This window comes from Oenococcus sicerae (assembly GCF_004102045.2).
Taxonomy (GTDB): Bacteria; Bacillota; Bacilli; order Lactobacillales; family Lactobacillaceae; genus Oenococcus; species Oenococcus sicerae.
This window is the reverse complement of the sequence record NZ_CP029684.2, coordinates 1,127,293-1,151,406: the sequence shown is the minus strand read 5'-3', so window position 1 is coordinate 1,151,406 and position 24,114 is coordinate 1,127,293. Positions and strand designations below refer to the sequence as shown.

At 40.6% G+C, this 24,114-nt stretch carries 20 protein-coding genes, 1 tRNA gene and 3 rRNA genes; 3 read left to right on the top strand and 21 right to left on the bottom strand.

All coding sequences use genetic code 11. From position 1 onward, the window contains the following. Positions 1–11: 11 nt before the first annotated feature. Positions 12–224, bottom strand: coding sequence for a F0F1 ATP synthase subunit C (gene atpE / locus DLJ48_RS05895; protein ID WP_128686570.1), 213 nt, complete (start codon positions 222–224; stop codon positions 12–14). A 34-nt stretch (positions 225–258) separates the two neighbouring features. Further along, entirely contained in the window at positions 259–984 is a 726-nt protein-coding gene (gene atpB, locus DLJ48_RS05890; protein WP_128686569.1) for a F0F1 ATP synthase subunit A, read from the bottom strand. A 125-nt stretch (positions 985–1,109) separates the two neighbouring features. Here atpB and DLJ48_RS05885 point away from each other — a divergent pair, with 125 nt between their 5' ends. Further along, a complete protein-coding gene (locus tag DLJ48_RS05885) occupies positions 1,110–1,970 on the top strand; it encodes an NAD(P)H-hydrate dehydratase (protein ID WP_128686568.1) in 861 nt (286 codons plus the stop codon). Here the strand turns inward: DLJ48_RS05885 and DLJ48_RS05880 are convergent. From DLJ48_RS05880 to DLJ48_RS05815, 15 genes are all read right to left on the bottom strand, one after another. Continuing rightward, on the bottom strand, positions 1,948–3,249 hold the full coding sequence (locus tag DLJ48_RS05880) for a D-serine ammonia-lyase (protein ID WP_128686567.1): 1,302 nt from the start codon (positions 3,247–3,249) through the stop codon (positions 1,948–1,950). The two genes, DLJ48_RS05885 and DLJ48_RS05880, sit on opposite strands and share 23 nt — an antisense overlap. Positions 3,250–3,368: 119 nt before the next feature. Further along, positions 3,369–3,485: ribosomal RNA gene (gene rrf / locus DLJ48_RS05875) — 5S ribosomal RNA — on the bottom strand. Between the two features lie 75 nt (positions 3,486–3,560). Beyond that, positions 3,561–6,449, bottom strand: a 23S ribosomal RNA gene (locus tag DLJ48_RS05870). Between the two features lie 220 nt (positions 6,450–6,669). Then, positions 6,670–6,742: transfer RNA gene (locus tag DLJ48_RS05865), tRNA-Ala, on the bottom strand. A 97-nt stretch (positions 6,743–6,839) separates the two neighbouring features. Beyond that, a 16S ribosomal RNA gene (locus tag DLJ48_RS05860) occupies positions 6,840–8,405 on the bottom strand. The 16S, 23S and 5S rRNA genes sit together here with 1 tRNA gene alongside, the layout of an rRNA operon. Before the next feature lie 447 nt (positions 8,406–8,852). Continuing rightward, a complete protein-coding gene (locus DLJ48_RS05855) occupies positions 8,853–11,078 on the bottom strand; it encodes an LTA synthase family protein (RefSeq protein WP_128686566.1) in 2,226 nt (741 codons plus the stop codon). After that, a complete protein-coding gene (locus DLJ48_RS05850; protein ID WP_243148527.1) occupies positions 11,078–11,344 on the bottom strand; it encodes a YkuJ family protein in 267 nt (88 codons plus the stop codon). The genes DLJ48_RS05855 and DLJ48_RS05850 overlap by 1 nt, the downstream gene beginning before the upstream one ends. Beyond that, positions 11,319–12,347 (bottom strand): lysylphosphatidylglycerol synthase transmembrane domain-containing protein, encoded by a 1,029-nt coding sequence (locus DLJ48_RS05845; RefSeq protein WP_128686565.1) that lies wholly within the window; start codon positions 12,345–12,347, stop codon positions 11,319–11,321. Before DLJ48_RS05845 ends, DLJ48_RS05850 begins: the two co-directional genes overlap by 26 nt. Further along, positions 12,344–13,375 (bottom strand): LTA glycolipid anchor biosynthesis glycosyltransferase, IagA/BgsA family, encoded by a 1,032-nt coding sequence (locus DLJ48_RS05840; RefSeq protein ID WP_128686564.1) that lies wholly within the window; start codon positions 13,373–13,375, stop codon positions 12,344–12,346. The genes DLJ48_RS05845 and DLJ48_RS05840 overlap by 4 nt, the downstream gene beginning before the upstream one ends. 13 nt (positions 13,376–13,388) lie before the next feature. Beyond that, a complete protein-coding gene (locus tag DLJ48_RS05835; RefSeq protein WP_128686563.1) occupies positions 13,389–14,684 on the bottom strand; it encodes a glycosyltransferase family 4 protein in 1,296 nt (431 codons plus the stop codon). A 43-nt stretch (positions 14,685–14,727) separates the two neighbouring features. After that, positions 14,728–16,455: a phosphoenolpyruvate--protein phosphotransferase gene (ptsP, locus tag DLJ48_RS05830; RefSeq protein ID WP_128686562.1), complete on the bottom strand. Its 1,728-nt coding sequence runs from the start codon at positions 16,453–16,455 to the stop codon at positions 14,728–14,730. Between the two features lie 90 nt (positions 16,456–16,545). Next, positions 16,546–16,680 (bottom strand): hypothetical protein, encoded by a 135-nt coding sequence (locus DLJ48_RS08650; protein ID WP_274597000.1) that lies wholly within the window; start codon positions 16,678–16,680, stop codon positions 16,546–16,548. Positions 16,681–16,770: 90 nt separating this feature from the next. Then, entirely contained in the window at positions 16,771–17,574 is an 804-nt protein-coding gene (locus tag DLJ48_RS05825; RefSeq protein ID WP_128686561.1) for a Cof-type HAD-IIB family hydrolase, read from the bottom strand. A 73-nt stretch (positions 17,575–17,647) separates the two neighbouring features. Then, entirely contained in the window at positions 17,648–17,965 is a 318-nt protein-coding gene (locus tag DLJ48_RS05820; RefSeq protein ID WP_128686560.1) for a PTS sugar transporter subunit IIB, read from the bottom strand. Positions 17,966–18,095: 130 nt separating this feature from the next. Beyond that, a complete protein-coding gene (locus tag DLJ48_RS05815) occupies positions 18,096–19,193 on the bottom strand; it encodes a DUF871 domain-containing protein (protein ID WP_128686559.1) in 1,098 nt (365 codons plus the stop codon). Between the two features lie 166 nt (positions 19,194–19,359). Here DLJ48_RS05815 and nagB point away from each other — a divergent pair, with 166 nt between their 5' ends. Then, a complete protein-coding gene (nagB, locus tag DLJ48_RS05810) occupies positions 19,360–20,070 on the top strand; it encodes a glucosamine-6-phosphate deaminase (RefSeq protein WP_128686558.1) in 711 nt (236 codons plus the stop codon). A 54-nt stretch (positions 20,071–20,124) separates the two neighbouring features. Here the strand turns inward: nagB and DLJ48_RS05805 are convergent, their stop codons facing one another. The 4 genes from DLJ48_RS05805 to DLJ48_RS05790 form a co-directional block, all read right to left on the bottom strand. Next, complete coding sequence (locus tag DLJ48_RS05805) at positions 20,125–20,460, bottom strand: PTS lactose/cellobiose transporter subunit IIA (protein WP_128686557.1); 336 nt, start codon at positions 20,458–20,460, stop codon at positions 20,125–20,127. Between the two features lie 66 nt (positions 20,461–20,526). Then, on the bottom strand, positions 20,527–20,790 hold the full coding sequence (locus DLJ48_RS05800) for a phosphocarrier protein HPr (protein WP_128686556.1): 264 nt from the start codon (positions 20,788–20,790) through the stop codon (positions 20,527–20,529). 106 nt (positions 20,791–20,896) lie between these two features. Next, a complete protein-coding gene (locus DLJ48_RS05795) occupies positions 20,897–21,082 on the bottom strand; it encodes a hypothetical protein (RefSeq protein WP_243148526.1) in 186 nt (61 codons plus the stop codon). Further along, positions 21,082–21,768: a hypothetical protein gene (locus DLJ48_RS05790; RefSeq protein WP_128686554.1), complete on the bottom strand. Its 687-nt coding sequence runs from the start codon at positions 21,766–21,768 to the stop codon at positions 21,082–21,084. Before DLJ48_RS05790 ends, DLJ48_RS05795 begins: the two co-directional genes overlap by 1 nt. 178 nt (positions 21,769–21,946) lie before the next feature. Here DLJ48_RS05790 and DLJ48_RS05785 point away from each other — a divergent pair, with 178 nt between their 5' ends. Further along, entirely contained in the window at positions 21,947–24,085 is a 2,139-nt protein-coding gene (locus DLJ48_RS05785; protein WP_128686553.1) for an ATP-dependent Clp protease ATP-binding subunit, read from the top strand. The last annotated feature ends 29 nt before the right edge of the window (positions 24,086–24,114 follow it).

Sequence of the window (24,114 nt, the reverse complement as noted above, 5' to 3'; positions counted from 1 at the left end):
TTTCTTAAGTATTATTTGTTCATCAATAAGAATGACATTGCGACAACGATAATCGGCATAGCCTCAACTAAGGCCATTGAAATAAACATGTTAGTCCGCAAAGTTCCTTCCAGTTCAGGCTGGCGTGCGATAGATTCAATCAGTTTAGCCATTAACATACCGTTTCCAATACCAGCACCAACCGCTGATCCAAATAATGCAATACCTGCAGCAATTAAATTCATAACTTACTCCTTTTTCTTCTAACTTACTATTCTATTATTCTTTCGTAACCATTTGTGAAATATAAACACTCGTTAATGTTGCAAAAACAAACGCTTGAATCGCACCAATCAAAAGACTAAATCCTTGCCAGACCATTTCTAGTGGAATGGACAAAATAAAATCGATCGGCGAACTTAGTGTATTATTTGGCAAAGCGAATCCCGCAATTAAATTAAGCAGAATTTCACCAGCAAAAATATTGCCATAAATTCGGAGACCGAGCGTTAACAAATTTGTGACCTGATCAATAAGCGTCACCGGAAGCAACACCGGAGCTGGTTTCAAAAAAGTGTTTTTCAAATATCCTGTCAAACCAAATTTTGAAACACCAGCAAAATGCGCTACCAGTAAGCTCATGAAAGCCATTGTTAACGTAATCAGCGGAATTGACGTTGGACTCTTGACCTGCGCAGCATCACTACCAAATTGCAGAAACAATCCCATTTCGTTGGACACGAAAATGAAGAGAAATAGCGTAAAAATGTACAACCTATATGTTGACCCGCTTTGAGCCGGCATTTGGTCCTTTACGATACCATTCGTAAAATCCACAACCCATTCAAGTAAATTTTGCCGTTTATTCGGACGAACACTTAATTTTCTAGAAAGAAATATTCCTAATGCTAAAACGATTACAAAAGCCGTCGTAGTCGAAATAATTGTTGTCCAATCAAAGGTCAATCCCAAGAATTGGAAGGTCTTCAGTGTACCACTGGGCATACCATCACCTCTTTTCCATAAAACACATTGTAGCCTTTTATTTTTCGAAATAGGGAGTTTTTTTACATGAAAACGTTTTCAAAAAAATTGTCAGCCTCTTTTTAATGTGTTAATCTTGCCCTTGAATGGATAAAAAAGTAATTGAAAAAAAGTCTCTTTCAAAAGTAATTCAAAGACGCTTAAAAGAATCAAATAAAACAAACTATGGACGAATATTACTGATTTGCGGCAGTAGATCCTTTGGTGGAGCAGCAATCATGGCAACGAAAGCGGCCGTATATTCCGGTGCGGGCTTGGTGACTTTAGCCTCGGATTCAGCCAATCGGACTGCCTTGCTATCTACGGTTCCAGAGGCGATGTTTATCGATTATAGCAATAAAGAAAAGCTGTTATCGGCAATCGAAAAATCCAATGTCATTTTAATCGGATCCGGTTTAGAAGACTCGGACTTTTCATTAGCACTCTTGAAAAATGTTTTCAATAATATTCAGCAAAAACAGATTCTCATAATTGATGGCACGGCATTATCTATGATAGGCAAATATCATCTGAGTATCCCAAAGAATCCAACGACAGTTTTAACACCGCATCAAGGAGAGTGGCAAAGGATATCCGGTTTATCCATCAGTGAACAAAATCCAGCTCAAAACTATAAAAAAATGTCTGCACTTCAAAATGATTTTTTAGTTCTGAAAAGTTCAGCCACTGAAATTTATTCGATCACAAATACAAAAGAATATGGCCAGTTAAACATCGGCGGTCCTTACCAAGCTACTGGTGGCATGGGTGATACTTTAGCTGGTTTGATCAGTGGTTTTATGGGCCAATTCCACGATAACAATTTATTGACGATCCAAGCAGCAGTCTATCTACACAGTTATATTGCTAATTTACTCAGTCAAAACAATTACGTCACACTACCTACAAAAATAGCGGATCAAATTCCGCTAATAATGAAAACATTCATTCAAAATGAGTTTGATTAAAAATCGTTATAGCGTGATCCTCATACTCTCTCATTGTTTCGGCCGGTACCATTGAGCCCCCAGTAGACCAAATCAAATGAGTCGCTGTATCTGGAATTTCTGCAATCTCTTTAGATTGAATCAAACCACGAATGCCGACAACAGCGGACGGTTCAGCCTCGATGTTTTCGAGTTTCTTCAGCATTCCTTGATACGCGAACATATTTTGATCAGAAACGGTCGCAATACCGAAAAGCTTATTTTTCATATAGCGGCCGGCAATCATTGATGGTCTGCCAACCGCTAAGCCATCGGCGGCTGTTTTGCCATCTAAGCCTAAATCATAAACTGAAATATCGTGGTCTAGACCTGTCGCCATGCCCAACAAAACCGATGGTACGTGAGTCGGTTCGACAAAAATCGGTATAACTGCATCACCAAATTGAAGTTTTAATCCAAAAGCCACACCACTAGGTGATCCACCCACCCCAGCTGGTAAATAGACAACCAATGGCTTATTTTTCGAAACCTCAATATGCATATCTGACAACTGTTTTTTAACTCTCTCTCCTGCTGTTGCATATCCGGCAAATAATAATTTCGAACCTTCATCGTCAACAAAATAACTATAGGGATTTTGCTTCGATGATTCCCTAGCAGCCGCCACGGCATTGGAAAAATTATCATCGTAAATCTTGACGTCGACACCGTTTTGACGCAACTTGTTTATTTTCCACGTCGTTGCATCGTGGGACATATGAATTCGAGCCTTAAAGCCGAGTGTACTTGCCATCAAGCCAACACTCAATCCTAAATTTCCTGTACTAGCTACCTCAATTTGCCACTGACTAAAAATGCGCCGAAATTTTTCGTTCGCCAAATCGCTATAATCATCAGATTCTGAATTGAAACCATTTTTTACAGCCAGATCCTCAGCAAAACATAATACCTCATAAATTCCACCACGGCTCTTAATTGAACCGCTAACTGGCATTAAATCATCTCTCTTTATCAAAACACATCCATCAATTGAAAGAAAATGTCTGATCTCATTCATCTCCTGAATAGGAGACTCAATAATGCCTTTGCTTTTTTTTGTGTCAGGAAAAGCATCCTCTAAATAAGGTGCAAATCTTTCCAAACGGCGATTCGCTTGAAAAATCACATTTCTATCAACACTTAAAGTGGGCAAAACCGTATTATAGTTTGGATTTTTCCAAAAAGTTTCCTGATAATCTTTCAGTTGATCCAATAACGTACTTGTATACTCAGTACTCTTTTTCCCTGATATGTTTGCCATGGCCACCTCGATCTCTCAATTATAAGCAGATAGGCAGTCGACCAGTCAAAGTTGTCAGGCTTGCTGACAAAAAACGATCAAAATGGACAAAAAAAATCACCCAAACCGGGTGATCACTTGCATCGCATCGTCCTAGTCTCGCAACAGGCGTTCCTGTAACTACATTGGGCCCTGACAAGCTTAACTTCTGTGTTCGGAATGGGAACAGGTGTGACCTTGTCGGAATAAACACGATACTCAGTACTTACGCACTGATAACCGAATAGTAATTAAAAATCTCATCATTCAAGCAATTGAACCAAACCACTTACTTGGTTAAGTCCTCGACCTATTAGTACTAGTCCGCTCCATGCATCACTACACTTCCACTTCTAGCCTATCTACCTGATCGTCTCTCAGGGGTCTTACTTCTAACGAATGGGAAATCTCATCTCGAGGTTAGTTTCTCACTTAGATGCTTTCAGCGATTATCTAATCCATACGTAGCTACCCAGCGGTGCTCTTGGCAGAACAACTGGTACACCAGAGGTATGTCCATCCCGGTCCTCTCGTACTAAGGACAGATCCTCTCAAATTTCCTGCGCCCGCGACGGATAGGGACCGAACTGTCTCACGACGTTCTGAACCCAGCTCGCGTACCGCTTTAATGGGCGAACAGCCCAACCCTTGGGACCGACTACAGCCCCAGGATGCGATGAGCCGACATCGAGGTGCCAAACCTCCCCGTCGATGTGGACTCTTGGGGGAGATGAGCCTGTTATCCCCGGGGTAGCTTTTGTCCGTTGAGCGATGGCCCTTCCATACGGAACCACCGGATCACTAAGTCCTACTTTCGTACCTGCTCGACCTGTCAGTCTCACAGTCAAGCTTGCTTATGCCTTTACACGCTACGAATGATTTCCAACCATTCTGAGCAAACCTTTGAGCGCCTCCGTTATCTTTTAGGAGGCGACCGCCCCAGTCAAACTGCCTGCCAGACACTGTCTTCGATCAGGATAACTGATCAGAGTTAGAACGTTCATACAACAAGGGTAGTATCTCAAGGTTGACTCAGTCGAAACTAGCGTTCCGACTTCAAAGTCTCCTACCTATCCTGCACATGCAGCACAAACATTCAATATCAAGCTACAGTAAAGCTCCACGGGGTCTTTCCGTCCTGTCGCGGGTACCCAGCATCTTCACTGGAATTTAAATTTCACCGAGTCTATTGTTGAGACAGCGCCCAAGTCATTACGCCTTTCATGCGGGTCGGAACTTACCCGACAAGGAATTTCGCTACCTTAGGACCGTTATAGTTACGGCCGCCGTTCACTGGGGCTTCAATTAAGACCTTCGCCGAAGCTAAGTCCTCCTTTTAACCTTCCAGCACTGGGCAGGCGTCAGCCCCTATACTTCATCTTACGATTTTGCAGAAACCTGTGTTTTTGATAAACAGTTGCTTGGGCCTATTTGCTGCGGCTGGTATAAAACCAGCAGTCCTTCTTCCGAAGTTACGGACTCATTTTGCAGAGTTCCTTAACAATAGTTCACTCGCTCACCTTAGTATTCTCTACTCGACTACCTGTGTCGGTTTGCGGTACGGGCAATATTTTCTTCCTACGAAACTTTTTTCAGCAGCGTGAATTCACACAATTCCCAAGTAAACTTGGTAGCTTAACAGCTTATCCTTAAACATAAAAGCATTTAACTCTTATGAAGACTAACTGCTTAAAACCACATCCAATAGTGGCCTGTGCTATCCTTCTGCGTCCTTCCTTCGGCAATTCAATATTGGTACAGGAATATCAACCTGTTGGCCATCGACTACGCTTTTCAGCCTCGCCTTAGGTCCCGACTAACCCCCGCGGACGAGCCTTCCGGGGGAAACCTCAGTCATTCGGTGGATAAGATTCTCACTTATCTTTCGCTACTCATACCGGAATTCTCACTAGTTAACGCTCCAACATGTCCTTACGGTCATCCTTCATTGCATTAACTACGCTATCCTACCATGCTTACGCATCCACAGTTTCGGTAATATGCTTAGCCCCGGTACATTATCCGCGCAAGAGCACTCGACTAGTGAGCTATTACGCACTCTTTAAAGGGTGGCTGCTTCTGAGCCAACCTCCTAGTTGTCTATGCACCTTCACAACGTTTTCCACTTAGCATATATTTAGGGACCTTAACTGGTGATCTGGGCTGTTCCCCTTTCGACGATGGATCTTATCACTCACCGTCTGACTCCTGCACATACTTATCTGGCATTCGGAGTTTATCTGATTTTGGTAACCCTTGAAGGGCCCCTAGACCAAATAGTGCTCTACCTCCAGTAAGCTAATTGCAAGGCTACACCTAAATGTATTTCGGATAGAACCAGCTATCTCCGAGTTCGATTGGAATTTCACCGCTATCCACAGTTCATCAAAGGGTTTTTTAACACCCACTTGTTCGGTCCTCCAGTAGGTATTACCCCACCTTCAACCTGACCATGGATAGGTCACTCGGTTTCGGGTCTACAACTACGTACTGAATCGCCCTATTAAGACTCGCTTTCGCTACGGCTCCAGTCTTTGCACCTTAACCTTGCACGCAATCATAACTCTCCGGTTCATTCTACAAAAAGCACGCTCTCAGCCATTAACGGCCTCGAACTTCTTGTAAGCACACGGTTTCAAGAACTATTTCATTCCCCTTCCGGGGTTCTTTTCACCTTTCCCTCACGGTACTTGTCCACTATCGGTCACTAGTTAGTATTTAGCCTTGGGAGATGGTCCTCCCAGATTCCGACCCAATTTCACGTGTTGGGCCGTACTCAGGATCCTGATTAGAGAGTACAAGATTTCGCATACAGGTCTATCACCTTCTATGGAACAGCTTCCCAACTGTTTTTGCTATCTTATACCTTTGTAACTCAACATCAGTCCTACAACCCCTAGATGCAAGCATCTAGGTTTGGGCTCTTCCGCGTTCGCTCGCCGCTACTGACGGAATCGAAATTTCTTTACTTTCCTGCTGTTACTGAGATGTTTCAGTTCACAGCGTTCTGCTTCATCTAATCTATGAATTCAAAAAGATGATGATCATTAAGATCGGGTTGCCCCATTCGGAAATCCTCGGGTAAGCTTACTTACAGCTGACCGAGGCATATCGTAGTTAGTCACGTCCTTCATCGCCTTCTAGTGCCAAGGCATCCACCATGCGCCCTTATTAACTTAACCTATCGATCTGACGACCGACGATTAACCAATAAATTATTTATGAGATCTATCTCTAGATTTTTTATTAGCGGTAACTTTTCAGTTACATTTTTATCGAAGTGAATTCTCGGTTCAATTTACCTAATGTCTCGATGTCGATTAAGACATTAGGATTTTAAATTAACAAGAAATTTAATTACTATTCAGTTATCAATGTGCAATTGGCAGTCAAAACTGCCAATGGAGAATATCGGGTTCGAACCGATGACCCCCTGCTTGCAAAGCAGGTGCTCTCCCAGCTGAGCTAATTCCCCAGTTGCTGATTTTCAGGGCGGCGCTCTGAAAACCGAACAGAACTCAAACAAACAAATTTTGATATTTAAATCAGTCTAGTATTCCGATTATCCTTAGAAAGGAGGTGATCCAGCCGCAGGTTCTCCTACGGCTACCTTGTTACGACTTAATCCCAGTCATCGATTTTACCTTAGGCACCGGCCTCTAAAAGTTAGCCAAGCGACTTTGGGTACTTCCGACTCCCATGATTTGACGGGCGGTGTGTACAAGACCCGGGAACGTATTCACCGCGACATGCTGATTCGCGATTACTAGCGATTCCGCCTTCGTGGAGTCGAGTTGCAGACTCCAGTCCGAACTGAGAGAAGTTTTAAGAGATTAGCTTACCGTCGCCGGTTCGCAACTCGTTGTACTTCCCATTGTAGCACGTGTGTTGCCCAGGTCATAAGGGGCATGATGATCTGACGTCGTCCCCACCTTCCTCCGGTTTATCACCGGCAGTCTCATTAGAGTGCCCAACTAAATGCTGGCAACTAATAACAAGGGTTGCGCTCGTTGCGGGACTTAACCCAACATCTCACGACACGAGCTGACGACGACCATGCACCACCTGTATCCAATGTTCCGAAGAAAAGCTTTCATTACAAAAGCGATCATTGGTATGTCAAGACCTGGTAAGGTTTTTCGCGTATCTTCGAATTAAACCACATGCTCCACCGCTTGTGCGGGTCCCCGTCAATTCCTTTAAGTTTTAGCCTTGCGGCCGTACTCCTCAGGCGGGGTGCTTAATGCGTTAGCTACGTCACTAAGAGGCGGAAACCTCTTAACAACTAGCACCCATCGTTTACGGTATGGACTACCGGGGTATCTAATCCCGTTTGCTACCCATACTTTCGAGCCTCAACGTCAGTTACGATCTAGCAAGCCGCTTTCGCCACTGGTGTTCTTCCACATATCTACGCATTTCACCGCTACACATGGAGTTCCACTTGCCTCTATCGCACTCAAGTAAACCAGTTTCCAATGCAGTTCCGGGGTTAGGCCCCGGGATTTCACATCAGACTTAATAAACCGTCTGCGCTCGCTTTACGCCCAATAAATCCGGATAACGCTCGGGACATACGTATTACCGCGGCTGCTGGCACGTATTTAGCCATCCCTTTCTGGTAAGGTACCGTCAAGCCAGAAGCTTTCTCTGAATCTGGTTATTCTTCCCTTACAACAGTGCTTTACGACCCGAAAGCCTTCATCACACACGCGGCGTCGCTCCGTCACACTTTCGTGCATTGCGGAAAATTCCCTACTGCAGCCTCCCGTAGGAGTTTGGGCAGTGTCTCAGTCCCAATGTGGCCGGTCAGTCTCTCAACTCGGCTACGCATCATCGCCTTGGTAGGCCATTACCCTACCAACTAGCTAATACGCCGCAAGACCATCCTCTAGCGATTCAAAAGAATCTTTCAAACGACCGACATGTGTCAGACGTTGTTACGCGGTATTAGCATCTGTTTCCAAATGTTATCCCCCACTAAAGGGCAGGTTTCTTACGTGTTACTCACCAGTTCGCCACTCTAGTCATAGTTAGGCGTCACTCCGAAGAGATCAACTTAACGGCTAGCGTACGACTTGCATGTATTAGGCACGCCGCCAGCGTTCATCCTGAGCCAGGATCAAACTCTCATTTTAAAAGCTTGAACTTGGTGTTCATAATGAATTACTGACTGTTTGTTTTACCAAACGTTAAATAATTTATTGTTTTTGTATTACGAATTGACTTCGCAAATTATTGAAAATTTGTTTATAAGCACTTGCATACTTATAAATCCCTACACAATTTGTTTGTCTTTGTTCTGTTCAGTTTTCAAAGTGCTGCGTCACTTCACAAAAGCAACTTTTATATCATGCCAGAGAATCAAACGAATGTCAAGACCTTTTTTCAATTAAGAATTGAAGCAGATCTCCTATCAATTTGACTCGCAAGCTGACTTAAATATACTACAGCCAAACGAGGCGAAGGTCAATAGAAAAATGATAAAAAATCAAAGAAATATAAAAAGAAAACAAAGAAAACAAAGAAAACAAAGAAAACAAAGAAAACAAAGAAAAAGCCCGCTGCAAGGCAGCGGGCTGAGATCAAGGAGATGAACTACTTGCTTGAGAGGGCTGAACAGAGGCCGATGAACTTGCTTTGGAAGAATTCTGTTGCTCTTGTTGTTGCTTTTCTTCTTTGATTTTTTCGTAATAGGCTTTAATCTTGGCTGTCGATTTAAGCATAATTTCATCTGTTTTATACAGACTCAATAATGATTTGCCATGATTTTTAGCTAGAAGCGAGCTTGGATTGGTTTTCTGTGCCTGTTTTAAACGAGCTAAGCTATCTTTAAGCGTATAGTTATAGTCTTTTTTAACAAGGGTTTTAAAATCGGAACGATGATAAAAACGAAGTAAATCACCCGTCACCACTTCATCAGAATAATCCAACTGCTGATCAACATATCTTTGTGTTGCATCAATATATGCTTTCATCGACTTCGAAGCATCTTTGTATTTTATGGCCTTGCCAGTAGCAGTATGCCAATAAGTCCCATTCATTTTAATAACAGTTGGCGTTGCGAAATCACCATTTCTAAAACTAACGATTTGCCGGTGAGACGTTGAAAGCAGGTCGTTGCCAAATTGAATCGTATCGTTGCTCGGAATTCCAAGCAAGTCAAAGAGTGTTGGCAAAACATCGATCTCACCGCCGTAGGTGTGGTTAATGCCGCCCTGCAGATTGCTAGCATGTACCATAAATGGGACCTTTTGGAATTGGGCCAAATCATAATTCGTGATCTCGCTTTTTTTGAGTAATTGAGCGATCGCTTGCTGATGATTTTCCGAAATACCATAGTGGTCGCCATAAACATAAATAACGCTGTTGTTGTAAAGGCCGCTTGTTTTAAGCCAACTTAAAAATTCACCAAAAGCCGTGTCAAGATAATGAGCTGTTTGAACGTAATGGTCAACGGTCTTGTCGCCCGTAGTTGTAGCTGGAAATTGGTTGGAAATCTCTTTATTCGTCTCGTAAGGATAGTGATTTGTAACAGTAATAATCTTGGCGTAAAAAGGCTGTGGCAATTGCTGGATATATTTAGCAGAGTCCTTTAAGAAAATTTTATCAAGCATGCCATAGCCAACATTGTAATCTGCTTTCAAAGAATTCGGATAAAAATCCTTACTGAAAAAATAATCATATCCCCAAGACTTGTAAGTATTATTTCGGTTCCAAAAAGATGGTACATCCCCATGAAATGCAGCTGTTGTATAACCCATTTGGCTTAAAATGGCCGGGCCTGATTGAAAAGTATTGCTCGTCCCATATTTAACCATTGCTGAACCAGATGGCAAACCAAATAAAGAATTATCCAGCATCGTTTCCGCATCTGAAGTCTTCCCTTGGCCAACTTGATTATAAAAATTATCAAAAGAAATCGTATGTTGATCATGATAAAAAGCATTCAAATTCGGTGTAACTTCTTTGCCGTTGACTTTGTAGTCAATTAAAAATTGTTGAAAAGACTCCAAATGAAAAACAAAAACATTTTTCCCTTTCTCAACACCATAATACTTAACATTAGCCGGGGCTCGATGAGAATTAATCCACTTTTGAATCGGTTTGAGTTCGGCAGCGGTGGCTTTTTGGCGACTGACAGCTTGATTATGTGTCTGTAGTGCATTAAAGGCCGCATATTCATTTAGACCCAAATATTTCACAATATAGTTATTGTCAAAAGATCGTGTCAATAAACCAGAACGATTGGAATTAGCCAGTCCAAAAACAACAAATACGAGAACAAAACCTAAGGCGGAAGTCAAAAGAGAGAATCGCTTCAGCAAACCCTGCTTATCTGAGGTAATTTGGCGAAAAATTAGTAACAAAATCAAAACAGCAATATCAAGAAAAACTAGAAAATCACTAATATGAACAATACCTGCAATTGATTTACCGAGATTTTCGCCCACAGAAGAGCCGGATGACATAATTGAAAAAGAAAGAAAATCACTAAATTCACGGTAGTAGAGTATATTGGCAAAAAGCCACAACGTCTGAAGCAGATTCATCAAAATCATTAACCAATAGGCTAAATACCCGCGAAAATAAAGGGCAATGCTTAAAAAAAGGATTGCAGTTGGCAATGGATTCAAAACAGCGATCAAAACCTGCATCATCCCTTTGATTCCTAAATTGAAGTTTATGTAGTACTCAATAACAGTTTTTAATTCGATAAAAAAAAGATTGATCAAAAAGAAAGAGACAATGGGCCGTGTCCGATTTTGAACGAAAAAATTTTTAATTTGTAGTGATATTTTTTTAATCATTAAAAAGTTAACTTCAAATCACGAAGTATTTCATATATATCAATAGCAACCAAATCAATGTTATCAAATTTAAAAACTTGATTATCTCGAAAAGCCTGAATCGTAAAAATACCTGTTTCATGATCAAAGCTGACACTAGCTAAATTCAAACCATAAAGATCAAAATTGCGGACTTGAATAGAGTCACTATCGTCCATAACCATTGCTTCAAGACGGTCGATGATCGGTGTAATTTCAGATTCAGTTGTCGACATGATTTTTTTCATCTAGCTGATTCGGTATTATATTATACGCTAACAGTCCAGCGAAAATGCCAAAATAATAAGTCATTAAACGCCATACCAGCATTGCAAAAATCGTCACGGTATGGTTTGCTAAAAAACTAGAAAAAAGCAGGGAAAACCCAATTTCAGCGCCACCTGCGCCACCTGGAACCGGAAAAATAGAAATAGCCAGGGTCAAAATAACATTCAAAGCAACGATAAAAATAGCGTTAGCATTCTCAGCTCCGACGGCTCGTAAAATGAAATAAGGAATCAAATAATAAACCAGCAACTGAATTAACGTCAGGCAGGAAGCTTCAAAGAGTTTTTTGGGATCACTAGCTAGTTTGTGCGATACAGCATGAAATTCGAGAATTTTTTGATCCAATTTCAGGCTGATTTCGTTGACCTGCTCATCTGAAAGGAACCAGCGAAAAGGAATTAGTGCGATGTTTGCTAATTTCTCAGTAATGGGCGGAAAAAACATAATGAATATAAGTCCTAGCAAAACAAGCACATGAATTATGATGCCGAAAATGACCAAACTGGTCATAGCCAGCATATGGTCAGCAACGTACTGATAACCAAAAACAAGACAAATCAAGAAAGTAACAACGATCATACCCTGATAAATAACAAATTTCATCAATGATACTGAACTGCCCTCGCCCACTGAAACACCAGCCTGTTGCAAACCGAGAATTTGCATAGGCTGACCGCCCACTGAAAAAGGTGTAATGCCATTGCCAAATTGTTCCATGAGCGGAGTTCGGATCAATCCCCAAAAACTAACTTTGGTTGGTCTCAGCAAAATTTTTAAGATCCACGTCATAGTCAAGTAATAGAAAATAATCATTAAAAAAGCAATAAGAAGCCAATTATAATTGGTGTTTGCAATTTGGCGACAAAACTCTTTGAAATTTACTTTTCGAAAGCTATAGACAAAGACGATCACACCAATAAAAAGGGTCAACAAAATCCAAAAAAAACGTTGTTTTTTACTCATTGGCTATCCCCGCTGATAAGCGCTAGGGCCTCTTCGTATGCAGCTTTTAATTGAGGCCCAATGACTGAAACATCACGCGTTAATGCGACCTCGTATCCTTGCTGGGAAACATCTTTCACTTGATCGGACATGATCAAATGCAGCTGTTTATCAAAATCATCCAAATTCTGTGCTTTATAACAGTCGACGCCATCATGAAGCCAATCTGCATAAACCGGGATATCTCTAACAAGAACCTTCTGTGAACTGGCCAAAGCCTCCAAAACGACAATGCCTTCCGTTTCCTCATAGCTAGGGTACAAAAATAAATCCGCTCCAGAATAAGCCCCTTGCAGAACATCACCCGTAATATAGCCGGCAAAAATGCAATTTGCGGGATGATCACTTTGAACCATTTTTCTGATTTTTCTTGGGATAATGCGTAAATCGGTATAGCCAAACCAGACGAACAAATATTCAGGATTACGCTTGGCTAATTCGACAAAATCGATGACACCTTTACGCTGAAAATACAGCCCGACCGAAATAATTACTTTGCGTTTGTCATCAGCACTCAAATTCAAAAACTGACGGAATTTGGTTATTTTAGACTGACTTTTTTCATAGGATGAAACACGAACACCGTTTGAAATCGGAATTATTGGCTGCGTCAAGCCGTAACCGCGCAGAAGCGTTTTAGCGTAAGCTGTCGGCGTAATAATGAGATCGGCACGTTTATAAGCATTAATTAAATGCCGTTTAAAAGGTTTAGATAACAAATTAGAGCCAATAAAAGAATTCCGAAAATCCTCATAAGTTGAATGAGCATGATAAACGATTTTCTTGTTTTCTAAACGGGCTTTGGCTAACATTGCGATCGATTTAGGGCCATAGGTGTTCACATCGATCAAATCATAATCCTTAGAAAAAGGGCTTGTATCCAAAACAACATCCGTATACGAGAGTTCCTCTTGTTGCAAACGCTGGGCATGCCCAATACCTGAACGACTGATCAAACCCGGATTTTCAAAATACTGCAATACCTTCATTTATACCATTCTACTATTTATCTTCAGGTGCTTCTTTTTTAACCTTTAATATTCTTCTTTTAGCAACCTTTGGCAAAGGCAAACGGCCCAGTAATTGGCGTGCATAACTAATTTCGTCATCAGTCGGCTCATCAGAAGATTTGACATGAGAGGGATGAAAATCACGAATCACTTCCTCATAGAATGCCAGAACGTCGTGCCCAAATTTTTCTGCACTGACTTCTTTTAAGGCCAAATCGCGATCAGGATTTTCTTTTTTGTAACTGGGATCAGATAAATACATCTCAAGCGCTTCAACCATTTCTTCGTTATTGTTCACGATCGTGCCAATCAGTTTGGACTTAGTAATTTGAATTAAATAAGGATTCGGCATCGCCACAAAAGGACGATTGGCATTGACTGCTTCAATAAAAGTCAGACCCTGCGATTCAGAAGTCGAAGAACTGGCGAAGACATCAGCCATACGGTAATAGGAATAAACGTCACAATGTTTGACCATGCCAACGAATTTCACGTATTTACTCAAACCTAACGCTTTGGCATGGTCTTCCAATTCTTCTCGAGCCGGACCATCCCCAGCAATCACTAGGACAGCATTATGGAAATCGCTAATAATATCCGGTAAAACGTTAATTAATTCTTCAAGATTTTTCTCAAAGGCAACTCGTCCTAAAGAAAGAATGACTGGTTGTTTGGGTCTAATTTTCAAGGACTTTCGTAATTCTGCTGAATGATCCACTTGATTTTTCGCAAAACTAACACCGGTCGGTATAATCGGCATCGGCGCATCAACGCCATAACCGCGCAATGTATCGTAAACTCTTTGACTTGGTGCGATCACACCATTGACTGATTTCAAATAAACTCGCACGATCACTTCGACACCACCTGCCTTGATCAAGCGGCCGTTCATCACATAATGTGTATAATCCTGATACATCGTGTGATAGGTATGAACGATCGGTATTTTTAATTCGCGCGCAATGATTTTGCCCATCAATCCCAAACTGAATTCTGTTTGCGTATGAACTAAATCAAGTCTTAATGTTTTTGCAATGTCGATGCCTTCAAAAAAACCACGAAAAGCAATTCGACGATCCTTGAAACCTGTATAAGGAATTGACGAAAAACGGTAAATATTTTTCTCTCTGCCATGACCGTATTGGGATCGCTTGACCTTTGGGTCAGTCGTCGTAAAAATATAGACATTATGTCCTTGAGCTTCCAATTGGCGAGCTAAAATCTGTGTACTTGTGCTCACGCCGGAAATCTGTGGGAAATAAGTGTCGGTAAAAAGTCCAATATTCATATTTCCCATTATACTTTTAAACTAAAAAAAGACCCGCAGGTCTTTAATTAACTGATTGTTTAACTAAATCAATAACTTCTTGATTTGTCTCTTTATCTAAAGCAACTTTTGCTAATTTTTGCATCTCAGCAACATTCAAGCGTTTCATCAAAGAACGTGTTGGCAAAACTGAAGAGGCCGACATGGAAAATTCATCCAAGCCTAGCCCCATCAAGACAGGTACCGCAACTGGATCACCGGCCATTTCACCACACATGGCTACGAATTTACCTTCTTTGTGCGCAGCATCGATCACGTTATGAACCAAGCGCAGAATCGCCGGGTTATATGGCTGATATAGATAAGAAACACTGTCATTACCGCGATCTGCTGCCATCGTATATTGAATTAAATCATTAGTACCAATTGAGAAGAAATCAACTTCCTTAGCAAATTTGTCCGCTAAAACCGCTGAAGCCGGGATTTCAACCATGATTCCTAATTTGATATTATCTGCAAATTTAACACCCTTGGCCGTTAAATTCTGCTTTTCTTCTTCATAAATCTTTTTTGCATCACGGAATTCCTGTAAAGTTGCAATCATCGGAAACATGATCCACAGATTGCCATAAACCGAGGCACGCAACAAAGCTCGCAGCTGAGTCCGGAAAATATCATCCTGTTTGAGCGAAATTCGAATCGCACGATAGCCGAGAAATGGGTTATCCTCTTTTGGCAGTTTCCAATAACTTAGCTGTTTATCACCACCGATATCCATTGTTCGAATCGTGACCGGTTTGCCATCCATCGATTGTAAAGCAGCTTTATAGGCAGCAAATTGTTCGTCCTCAGTTGGAAGGTGGTCAGAATCAATAAACAAGAATTCTGTTCTAAACAAGCCAATACCTTCAGCACCATTTGCTACGACAGCATCAAGATCTTTTGGAGATCCGATATTAGCATTGATATCAAAATGATGGCCATCAGCTGATTCCGTCGCTTCATCTCTTAACTGAGCCTGTTCGCGTTTGCGAGCAAAATATTCACCCACTTTTCTCGCGTAAACAACTTCTTCGTCCTCATTAGGTTCGATCAGTACTTGGCCGGTAGAGCCATCAACGATAACATTGACATCATTCTTAATTTCTTCAATTGCTTTTTGAGTACCGACTACTGCAGGAATCTCAAGAGAGCGTGCCATGATTGAAGCATGTGCTGTGCGACCGCCAATATCAGTCACAATGCCCTTAACGAATTCGGGATCTAGTTGTGCCGTATCTGAAGGCGTCAGATCATGGGCGACAACGATCACTTCCTCATCAATCAAAGCTGGATTAGGCAGATCAATTCCTAATAAATGACTCGTGACACGTTTAGCGATATCACGGATATCAGCTGCTCGTTCCTGCATATAAGCGTTATCGGTCATCGCTTCAAAAGTCGCAATATAATTGTCCGTGACGTTTTTCAAAGCTGACTCCGCATTGATCTTGCTGTTCTCGATCTGCCCCTTAATGCCGGCAATGAGTTCGGGGTCTGCCAAAATCGTGATATGAGCTTGAAAAACCTCAGCTTCATCTTTGCCTAAAGTCTTTTCAGCTTTAGCTTTTATTTTTTCTAAATCATCTTTTGAAGCAGCCAGCGCTTGATCTAAACGTTTTTCTTCTCCCACTACATCACTAATTTTTTTATTGTAAGGAAAGGCTAAAGCTGGTTCGATCAACAAATAGCTTTTAGCGATACCAACACCGTCTGACGCAGCAATTCCGGTTAATTTCTTTGTTTCAGTCATTGTGTTCTCCTAAATTTAGTTCCGTAAAAACTAATCATTTTTTCATGACAAACAAGCATCGTGCCTTAAGCGATATAGCGTTGACCAATGTCATGCTATCGGCTTGGTCAAATAGCGTAAAAAGCCTAAAAGACTGCTTTGCTTAGAAAAAATCCGACTCTCATTTTTTGAAAAAATGCTGATGTAAATAGTTGATACGATAATCGTCGTTAATTCGACTACCACCTCATCTATCATAGGCTTTGAAAACGTTTTCAACAACAGTCCCGATCAAAATTATAAAAGAATATCGAAAGCCCTTACTTTCCACGGCCATTAAAGATCGAAATATTTTTCAAGGTACACCGCAACGCCATCTTCGGTATTACGTTTTGTGACGGCATTGGAAACAGCTTTTACTTCTGCAGAGGCATTGCCCATTGCCACGCCAATTCCAGCTGACTTGATCATAGGCAAATCATTTTCCTCGTCACCAAAAGCCATCACATTATCAAAGGACCAGCCAAAATGTGCCAACAGTTTGCTTAGACCAAAACTTTTATTAACGCCTCTAGGCAAAAATTCCAACAAGTTTGGTCGGCTCTTAACAATCGTAAAATTCGGAAGATTTTTCGTTTCCGCTTGAATTTCAGCTACCTGAGCAGGTTCAGTTTGACTAACAAATTTAAAATAATGCTGATCATCCGGTAAATCTGCAAATTCAACATCAGTAAAAGCCATCAATTTGCCAATAAAAGATTGATAGCCAGATTTTTTAACATCTATCACAGAATAAGCGCGATCGATCGTGATGCCATCTAGCGGGAAACGCATTTGATTTGCTAAATTGTTGATAGGCTTCATCATATCCTTGGTTAAGAATTTACTGGAAATTATTTTTTTGCTTAAATTATTCTGAATAACGCCGCCGTTAAAATTAATCGAATAGTCTTCCACTTCTTTCAAGTTGAGCTGATCGATAAAAGGCAGAATACCCTTGATTGGTCGGCCAGTTGTTAAAACGACTTTCAAGCCGCGTTGATGCAATTTTTTTAACGTTTCCCGATTACGGATGCTGAGCAGACAATCAGCATTCAAGAGCGTATTGTCCAGATCAAGTGCAATTAATTTTATATCCAATTTAATCTCCTTTTTTTCATTTTAAGACAACAAAAACCGTTCCTAATGATAAAGAGCGGTTAAAAACAGATAATTATTTATCCAACGCTTCAGCTTGTTTCAAGACTTTGCCAGCGTCCATCATGCCATAGGCAACCATATCAATTAGTGCAACCGGTATTTTGTCACCATAATTCTTTTCATATTTATCGACCAAATATCGAACCTGTGGTGCAATTAAAATTACTTTAGGATGATTGGCGGCTATTTTATCAGGACCAATCGAATCAGCAACACCTTCAACGCCGTAAGGCAAATGGTTAACTCGTGCAAAATCGTCCATTTTCTTAGCCAACAACGAAATTGACATGCCGGCTGCATCCACAAGCAAAATATTCTTTTTATCTGCCATTTTTCCCCTTTTCATACAGATTATATAACGATTAAAAACGAAAAATGTCCTTTTGAATCATCAACCGGATCAATAGTCCTCATAGAGGTGAGGTGAAACTCGTTTTTAGTCTAATAAGAACGTCAAATAATTAGCTATCAAGCGAAGATTTCATTAAAAATCCGGCCCAAGGTTTCAAACAAGGCAGCAGAAATTTATCTTGCGTCGTTATTTTAGCAACAACGTTGGTGCGACCGGAATTTTTCATAGGCTTTAGGGCGATTTGTGTTTCACCTTTGTATTGACCGTAAAGACTGTTTTCAATCAAAACATCCCCTGTTTGAATCAAGTCCGTATCATGAGCCGGTATATCTTCATGCTGATACTTAACGCGCGTCTGCGTCGAACGGATCATATAGCCGGACAAGTCTCCGCGATAAAAGTGTGAATTCTTAAAAAGAATCTCTTTTTCCAAATCACTAGAATCATTAGCAAGATCAACATGGAAAATAGGAAAAGGACTAAAAAAAGCTTCAGCGGCCGCTTTTAGTTCATTTTCATCTGCAACCGCATTAGAAATTAGCAGATTATCAATACCACCAAGCAGGCGAAAATGGGTTACTTGCGTCTCAATTGGCAAATCACGATGTATTTCCAGTGTCGGCATGCCTTCTTCTAAGGGCCAAGGACCAATTTCAGCCGCTTGGCTGTTAATAAAAGCAGCTGTGGTCAATCCTAGGCTGGTAAATATTTTTGTCGCTTTCTTAAAAAAATCCGTTTCCAAGCCTGTGTAACGTTGTGGATAAAAATTATGGCTAGCCGTTAAATTGCTGAGATTAGCACCAAAAGCTTTGATCGTTTCCACATGGCGGCTGGCGGCTGACATATTCAACTCAATTTTGATGCCATAAGGATTATTCGTCATGATAGCCTCTTCGATACCAGAAAAAGCTTGATCCAATCTAACAGCAGCAACACCAAGCTGGTTAAAAAAAGATAAATCATCAAAAGAGATATCTAATTGCTGAAATAAAGCAGGATTAAGATCGATAATAACGTCAAAATGTAGTTCTTTTGCTAAGCTCGCAAAAGGTTTGAATGTATTAATAACATCTTTTTGACTACCTTTTACCTGTAATAAAGAAGTGAAAACTTCGGAAAAATGATATTTAGCAGCCATTCTCATATATTGTTCAATCTGAGAAAAAGCCATTTTATCCGGATAGATCGAAATTCCTAATTTGCCCATTTTGTTTGCTCCTTCATATCAATAAAGACTATTTTATCGCGGAATTTCCCAGATTTTTTTAAATGATAGTCATTTTTGGTTGGAAATTTATTATACCAATTACTATACCAATTTATAATTGAACTTGACAATTTAAAAAGATATAATTTTTGTAGAGGTAAAAAATATGCAAATTGAAATTGTTGGCTCCCAAAAAGAAGCCGGTCAAACAGGTCTGAAAATTTTTACAGAGGCGATCCAAAATGGTGCCAAGGTCTTTGGATTAGCAACCGGATCAACACCAATTCCCATTTATGAAGCCATTACAGCATCGAAACTAGACTTCACAGGATTAATTTCCATCAATTTAGATGAATATAGAAATTTGGCAGTTGAGCATCCGGAAAGCTACCACTATTTCATGAATAAAAATTTCTTTTCAAAAAAACCTTTTGCTCACTCATATCTACCGAACGGGCTTGCAGCTGACATCGATGCAGAATTAAAAAAATATGATCAAATTATTGCGCAAAATCCAATTGATCTGCAAATTCTCGGCATCGGACAAAATGGTCACATTGGTTTTAACGAACCAGGAACTTCTTTTAAATCAACAAGTCATCTCGTTAGTTTGACTGAAAATACCATCCAAGCTAATTCGCGTTTCTTCGCTTCGATCGATCAAGTACCAAAACAAGCCTTATCGATGGGAATTGCATCGATTATGTCAGCAAAAAAAATCCTGATCGCAGCGTTTGGAATCAACAAAGCGCAGGCTGTTCAGGCTTTTATTCAGGGACCAGTTACAGAAAAAGTGCCTGCTTCGATTCTACAAAATCATCCAAATGTGACCGTCCTTTTAGATACAGCGGCCGCCAGTCTATTAAAACAGAAATAAGATGTTTTAAAAAACAAAAAAACTGCCGATTAAAGGGCAGTTTTTTATATTGGATTATTTTTCAGCAAGCCGTTTGTACAAATCAACTATTTCAACAGCCAAGTCGCGAAAAGTAATCGCGTTCATAATGTGGTCTTGTGCATGAACCAAATACAGAGTAACAGGTGTCATTTCCCCTTTTCCTTCTGTAATCACATTCGCATCGTTTGTGAGCATCGTGGTCTGCTGCTGATGTGCTTGAGCGATCGAGATCTCAGCTTCTTGCAGTTTTTGATCAGCTAATTGAAAATTTTTGACCTTTGCTGCATTGATGGCTTCAATCGAGAGGCTCTTTGCATTTCCACCAAACATAATCATTTGCATGACAGATTGTTGATATCGTTCGTCCATTTTATCCTAACTCACTATTTTCGATACAAAAAAACAACGGCTAAACGTTGCTCAATTACTTCGATCTCAAACGAGAGATTCGTTTTTTAACGTTCCTTCAACACCATCTAGGGCAGCCTGCTCGTCATCGCCATCGGCCACGATTTCAATCTTAGCGCCTTTGCCGGCTCCAAGACTCATAACGCCCATAATTGACTTCAAATTGACTTCTTTACCGTCATATTTCAAAGTCAACTTTGAATCAAACTCTGAAGCTTTCTGCACGAGCATCGTTGCTGGACGTGCGTGCAAGCCAGAATCAGCAGTAATTGTAAATTCTTTAGAAACCATAATTCCTCCATAACTTCCATTATAAGTTTATCAATAATCTTAGTATTAGCAAGCGCTTACAAGAAAAAACTTTCAAAGAAGCCTTGAAGCCTTGAACGCTCTGATACTATTTTACCTTTTCTTTTCGTCGATAAATAACTTTTCCGCCTTTTTGTGCAAAACCTTTGATTCCAGATTGATAGCTGTATTTGTCCCACACTTGATAAAAATCAGGAAAATCTTTGCTCGTGACTTGAAATTCATCAATTTCACTTTTCCTCAAGGATTCTAATTTGTCTTTAAAGTCTGTCATTATTTATTTCCATGTTGTTTTGCATAAGTTACAATATTTTCCGGTACTTTGCCGGCTGCTACGATCATATTTCTAATATCATCATCTGTCAAAGAATCGACTTTAATGCCCGCCTGCTGAAGATTCTTTCTAGCTTGAACGACAACATTCTGCGGTACGCTGGCAGATGTCTTATATGCTTCAGTCCATTCGCTAGCAACAGAAGAAGCGGCAGCTGCCGCACTTGATGATTTCGCAGCTGCATCAGCTTGCTGAGCCCTTTGACTTTCAGCCGAATTAGCAGCCGCCGTTTCTGCTTTTTGCTTATCGATCGCAGCTTGCGCTGTTTTAATTCCTTGATTAGATCGGCTCGACAAAATGGCGTATGCTTTTTGATATTTAAGAACACTTTGAAAGCTGGTAATTGCATCAGAATAATTCGCAACTTTCAAAAAATTAACTGCAGTCTGAAAATTAGAAATCTGATCAATCTTGTTCTCGGTTGGTTCCTGCTTAACAACGTAGTCTAACGAGTCAGTTAAAGATCGACGGGCCTTGGCATATTTTTCATCTTGCACATATTGTCTTGCCTCGGACTGCAGCCGCTTGAATTTATCTGATCTTTGACCAGTTAAATGCCAGGCATACAAGCCGACAGCGACTGCGATCAACAGAAGAATTCCCAAAAATAATAAAAACTTTTTCATCTTGTATGAATTATAACTGAAATGCCAAACGGGATACATATTCCAGTCTTTTGACAATCTCTGACCATTATTGACTAATGGGAGAAATAGTGTATAATTTTCTGCAAAGGTCAATAAAGGTCAAACATTTTTCTTATTGATGAATGTTTGAAATCCATCTTTATTTGACGGAGGAAAAATGGCTGACTATCACAATAATAATGAAGATCCCTTCGTTTTTGGTAATTTTAGCGTTGACGATATTTTTCGTCAATTAAACGGCCAAATGGCAAACATGCAACAACCAGGAAATAATGGTACGGCTGCCGCACGACCGAATCGCGCTGGCGGCAATAATAATAAAAAAAATGGTTTGCTGGAACAATTCGGCATCAATATCACGGAACAAGCACGTAAAGGCAAACTAGACCCTGTGATCGGCCGTGATCACGAAGTTGAACGTGTGGTGGAAATTCTCAATCGGCGGACAAAAAACAATCCCGTTCTAATTGGCGAACCAGGTGTCGGTAAAACTTCAGTTGTAGAAGGCTTGGCTCAAGCGATCGTTGCAAAAAAGGTACCTGAAAAACTAGCAAACAAAGAAGTTATTCGTTTGGATATGGTTTCTTTAGTTCAGGGTACTAGCATGCGTGGCCAATTTGAAGCACGTATGCAGCAATTAATGAAGGAAGTTGAATCACGCAGCGAGATCATTCTTTTCATTGATGAAATTCACGAAATCATGGGTGCTGGTAATGCCGAAGGCGGTATGGATGCTGGCAACATTCTAAAACCGGCTTTGGCAAAGGGCGAATTTCAGTTGATCGGTGCGACAACTTTGAAAGAATATCGTACCATCGAAAAAGATGGTGCAATTGCCCGTCGTTTCCAAGAAGTAATGGTGGACGAACCTACTGCGGAAGAAGCTTATGAAATTCTCAAGGGATTACGATCAAAATATGAAGATTTTCACCATGTCAAATATTCTGATGAAGTCTTGAAAACAGCTGTTGAACTTTCTGATCGTTATATTCCGGAACGTTTTTTGCCGGATAAAGCGATTGATTTGATCGACGAGGCGGGTTCGAGAAAAAATCTTCATTTAGAGTTTATAAGCCCAGAAGAAATTCAGCAAAAAATTAATAACGCTGAAGCCATGAAACAACAAGCGATCGAAAAAGAAGACTATGAAAAAGCCAGCTACTGGCGTGATCAAGTCGATACTTTGCAGAAACAAAAAAATGCTTCGCAAGCCAATCCGGAAAATGTTGCTAATGCAGCTAATGTCACTATTTCGGATATCACAAAAATCATCGAAGAAAAGACAAAGATTCCAGTTGGTGATCTAAAACAAAACGAAGCCTCTCAATTGAAGAATTTAGATGCCAATCTGCGTACGCATGTGATCGGGCAGGATCAAGCTGTTGAACGCGTTTCTAGGGCTGTTCGTCGTAACAGGATCGGTTTAACTAAATCCGGCCGGCCGATCGGTTCGTTCTTATTCGTTGGCCCAACTGGCGTTGGCAAAACCGAAACTGCTAAACAATTAGCTAAAGAAATGTTCGGATCTGAGGAATCAATGATTCGTTTCGATATGTCTGAATACATGGAACCCCAAAGTATTTCTAAATTGATTGGTGCACCTGCTGGATATGTCGGTTATGAGGAGGCTGGTCAACTGACCGAACAGGTTCGTCGCCACCCCTACTCATTGATTCTGCTTGACGAGATCGAAAAAGCACATCGCGATGTCATGAACATGTTTTTGCAAATTCTAGATGATGGCCGTTTAACTGATTCTCAGGGTCACGTGGTCAGCTTTAAAGATACCATCGTTATCGCAACATCGAACGCCGGTACCGGTGATGTCGGCAATAATACTGTCGGTTTTGGTGCTGAAACGGATAAAGACTCTGCTGAACATCAACTGATTGAAAAACTCAAGAATTATTTCAAACCAGAGTTTCTGAACCGCTTTGATTCGATCGTTGAGTTTAAAGAATTGGGCAAGCAAGAATTAGGTCAAATTACGGACTTGATGCTTGAGAACATGAACACGATGTTAGCTGAAAATAAGTTGCACGTTCAAGTTGACCAAGATGCAAAAGACAAGATCGTTGAACTAGGTTATAACCCGGAAATGGGTGCTCGACCTTTGCGACGTGTCGTGCAAGAACAAATTGAAGATAAAGTTGCCGATCTCTATTTGGATAATCCAAATGCACATGAATTAAAAGCAACCGTGAATAAAGATGGCAACATTATGCTAGTGCCTGCTAAGATGCAAGTACCGGCTAAGGCCGTTTCTTCTAGGCTGCCAGCTGAAAAATCAGATTAATGACTTTTAAACACTTATAAAATATTTTA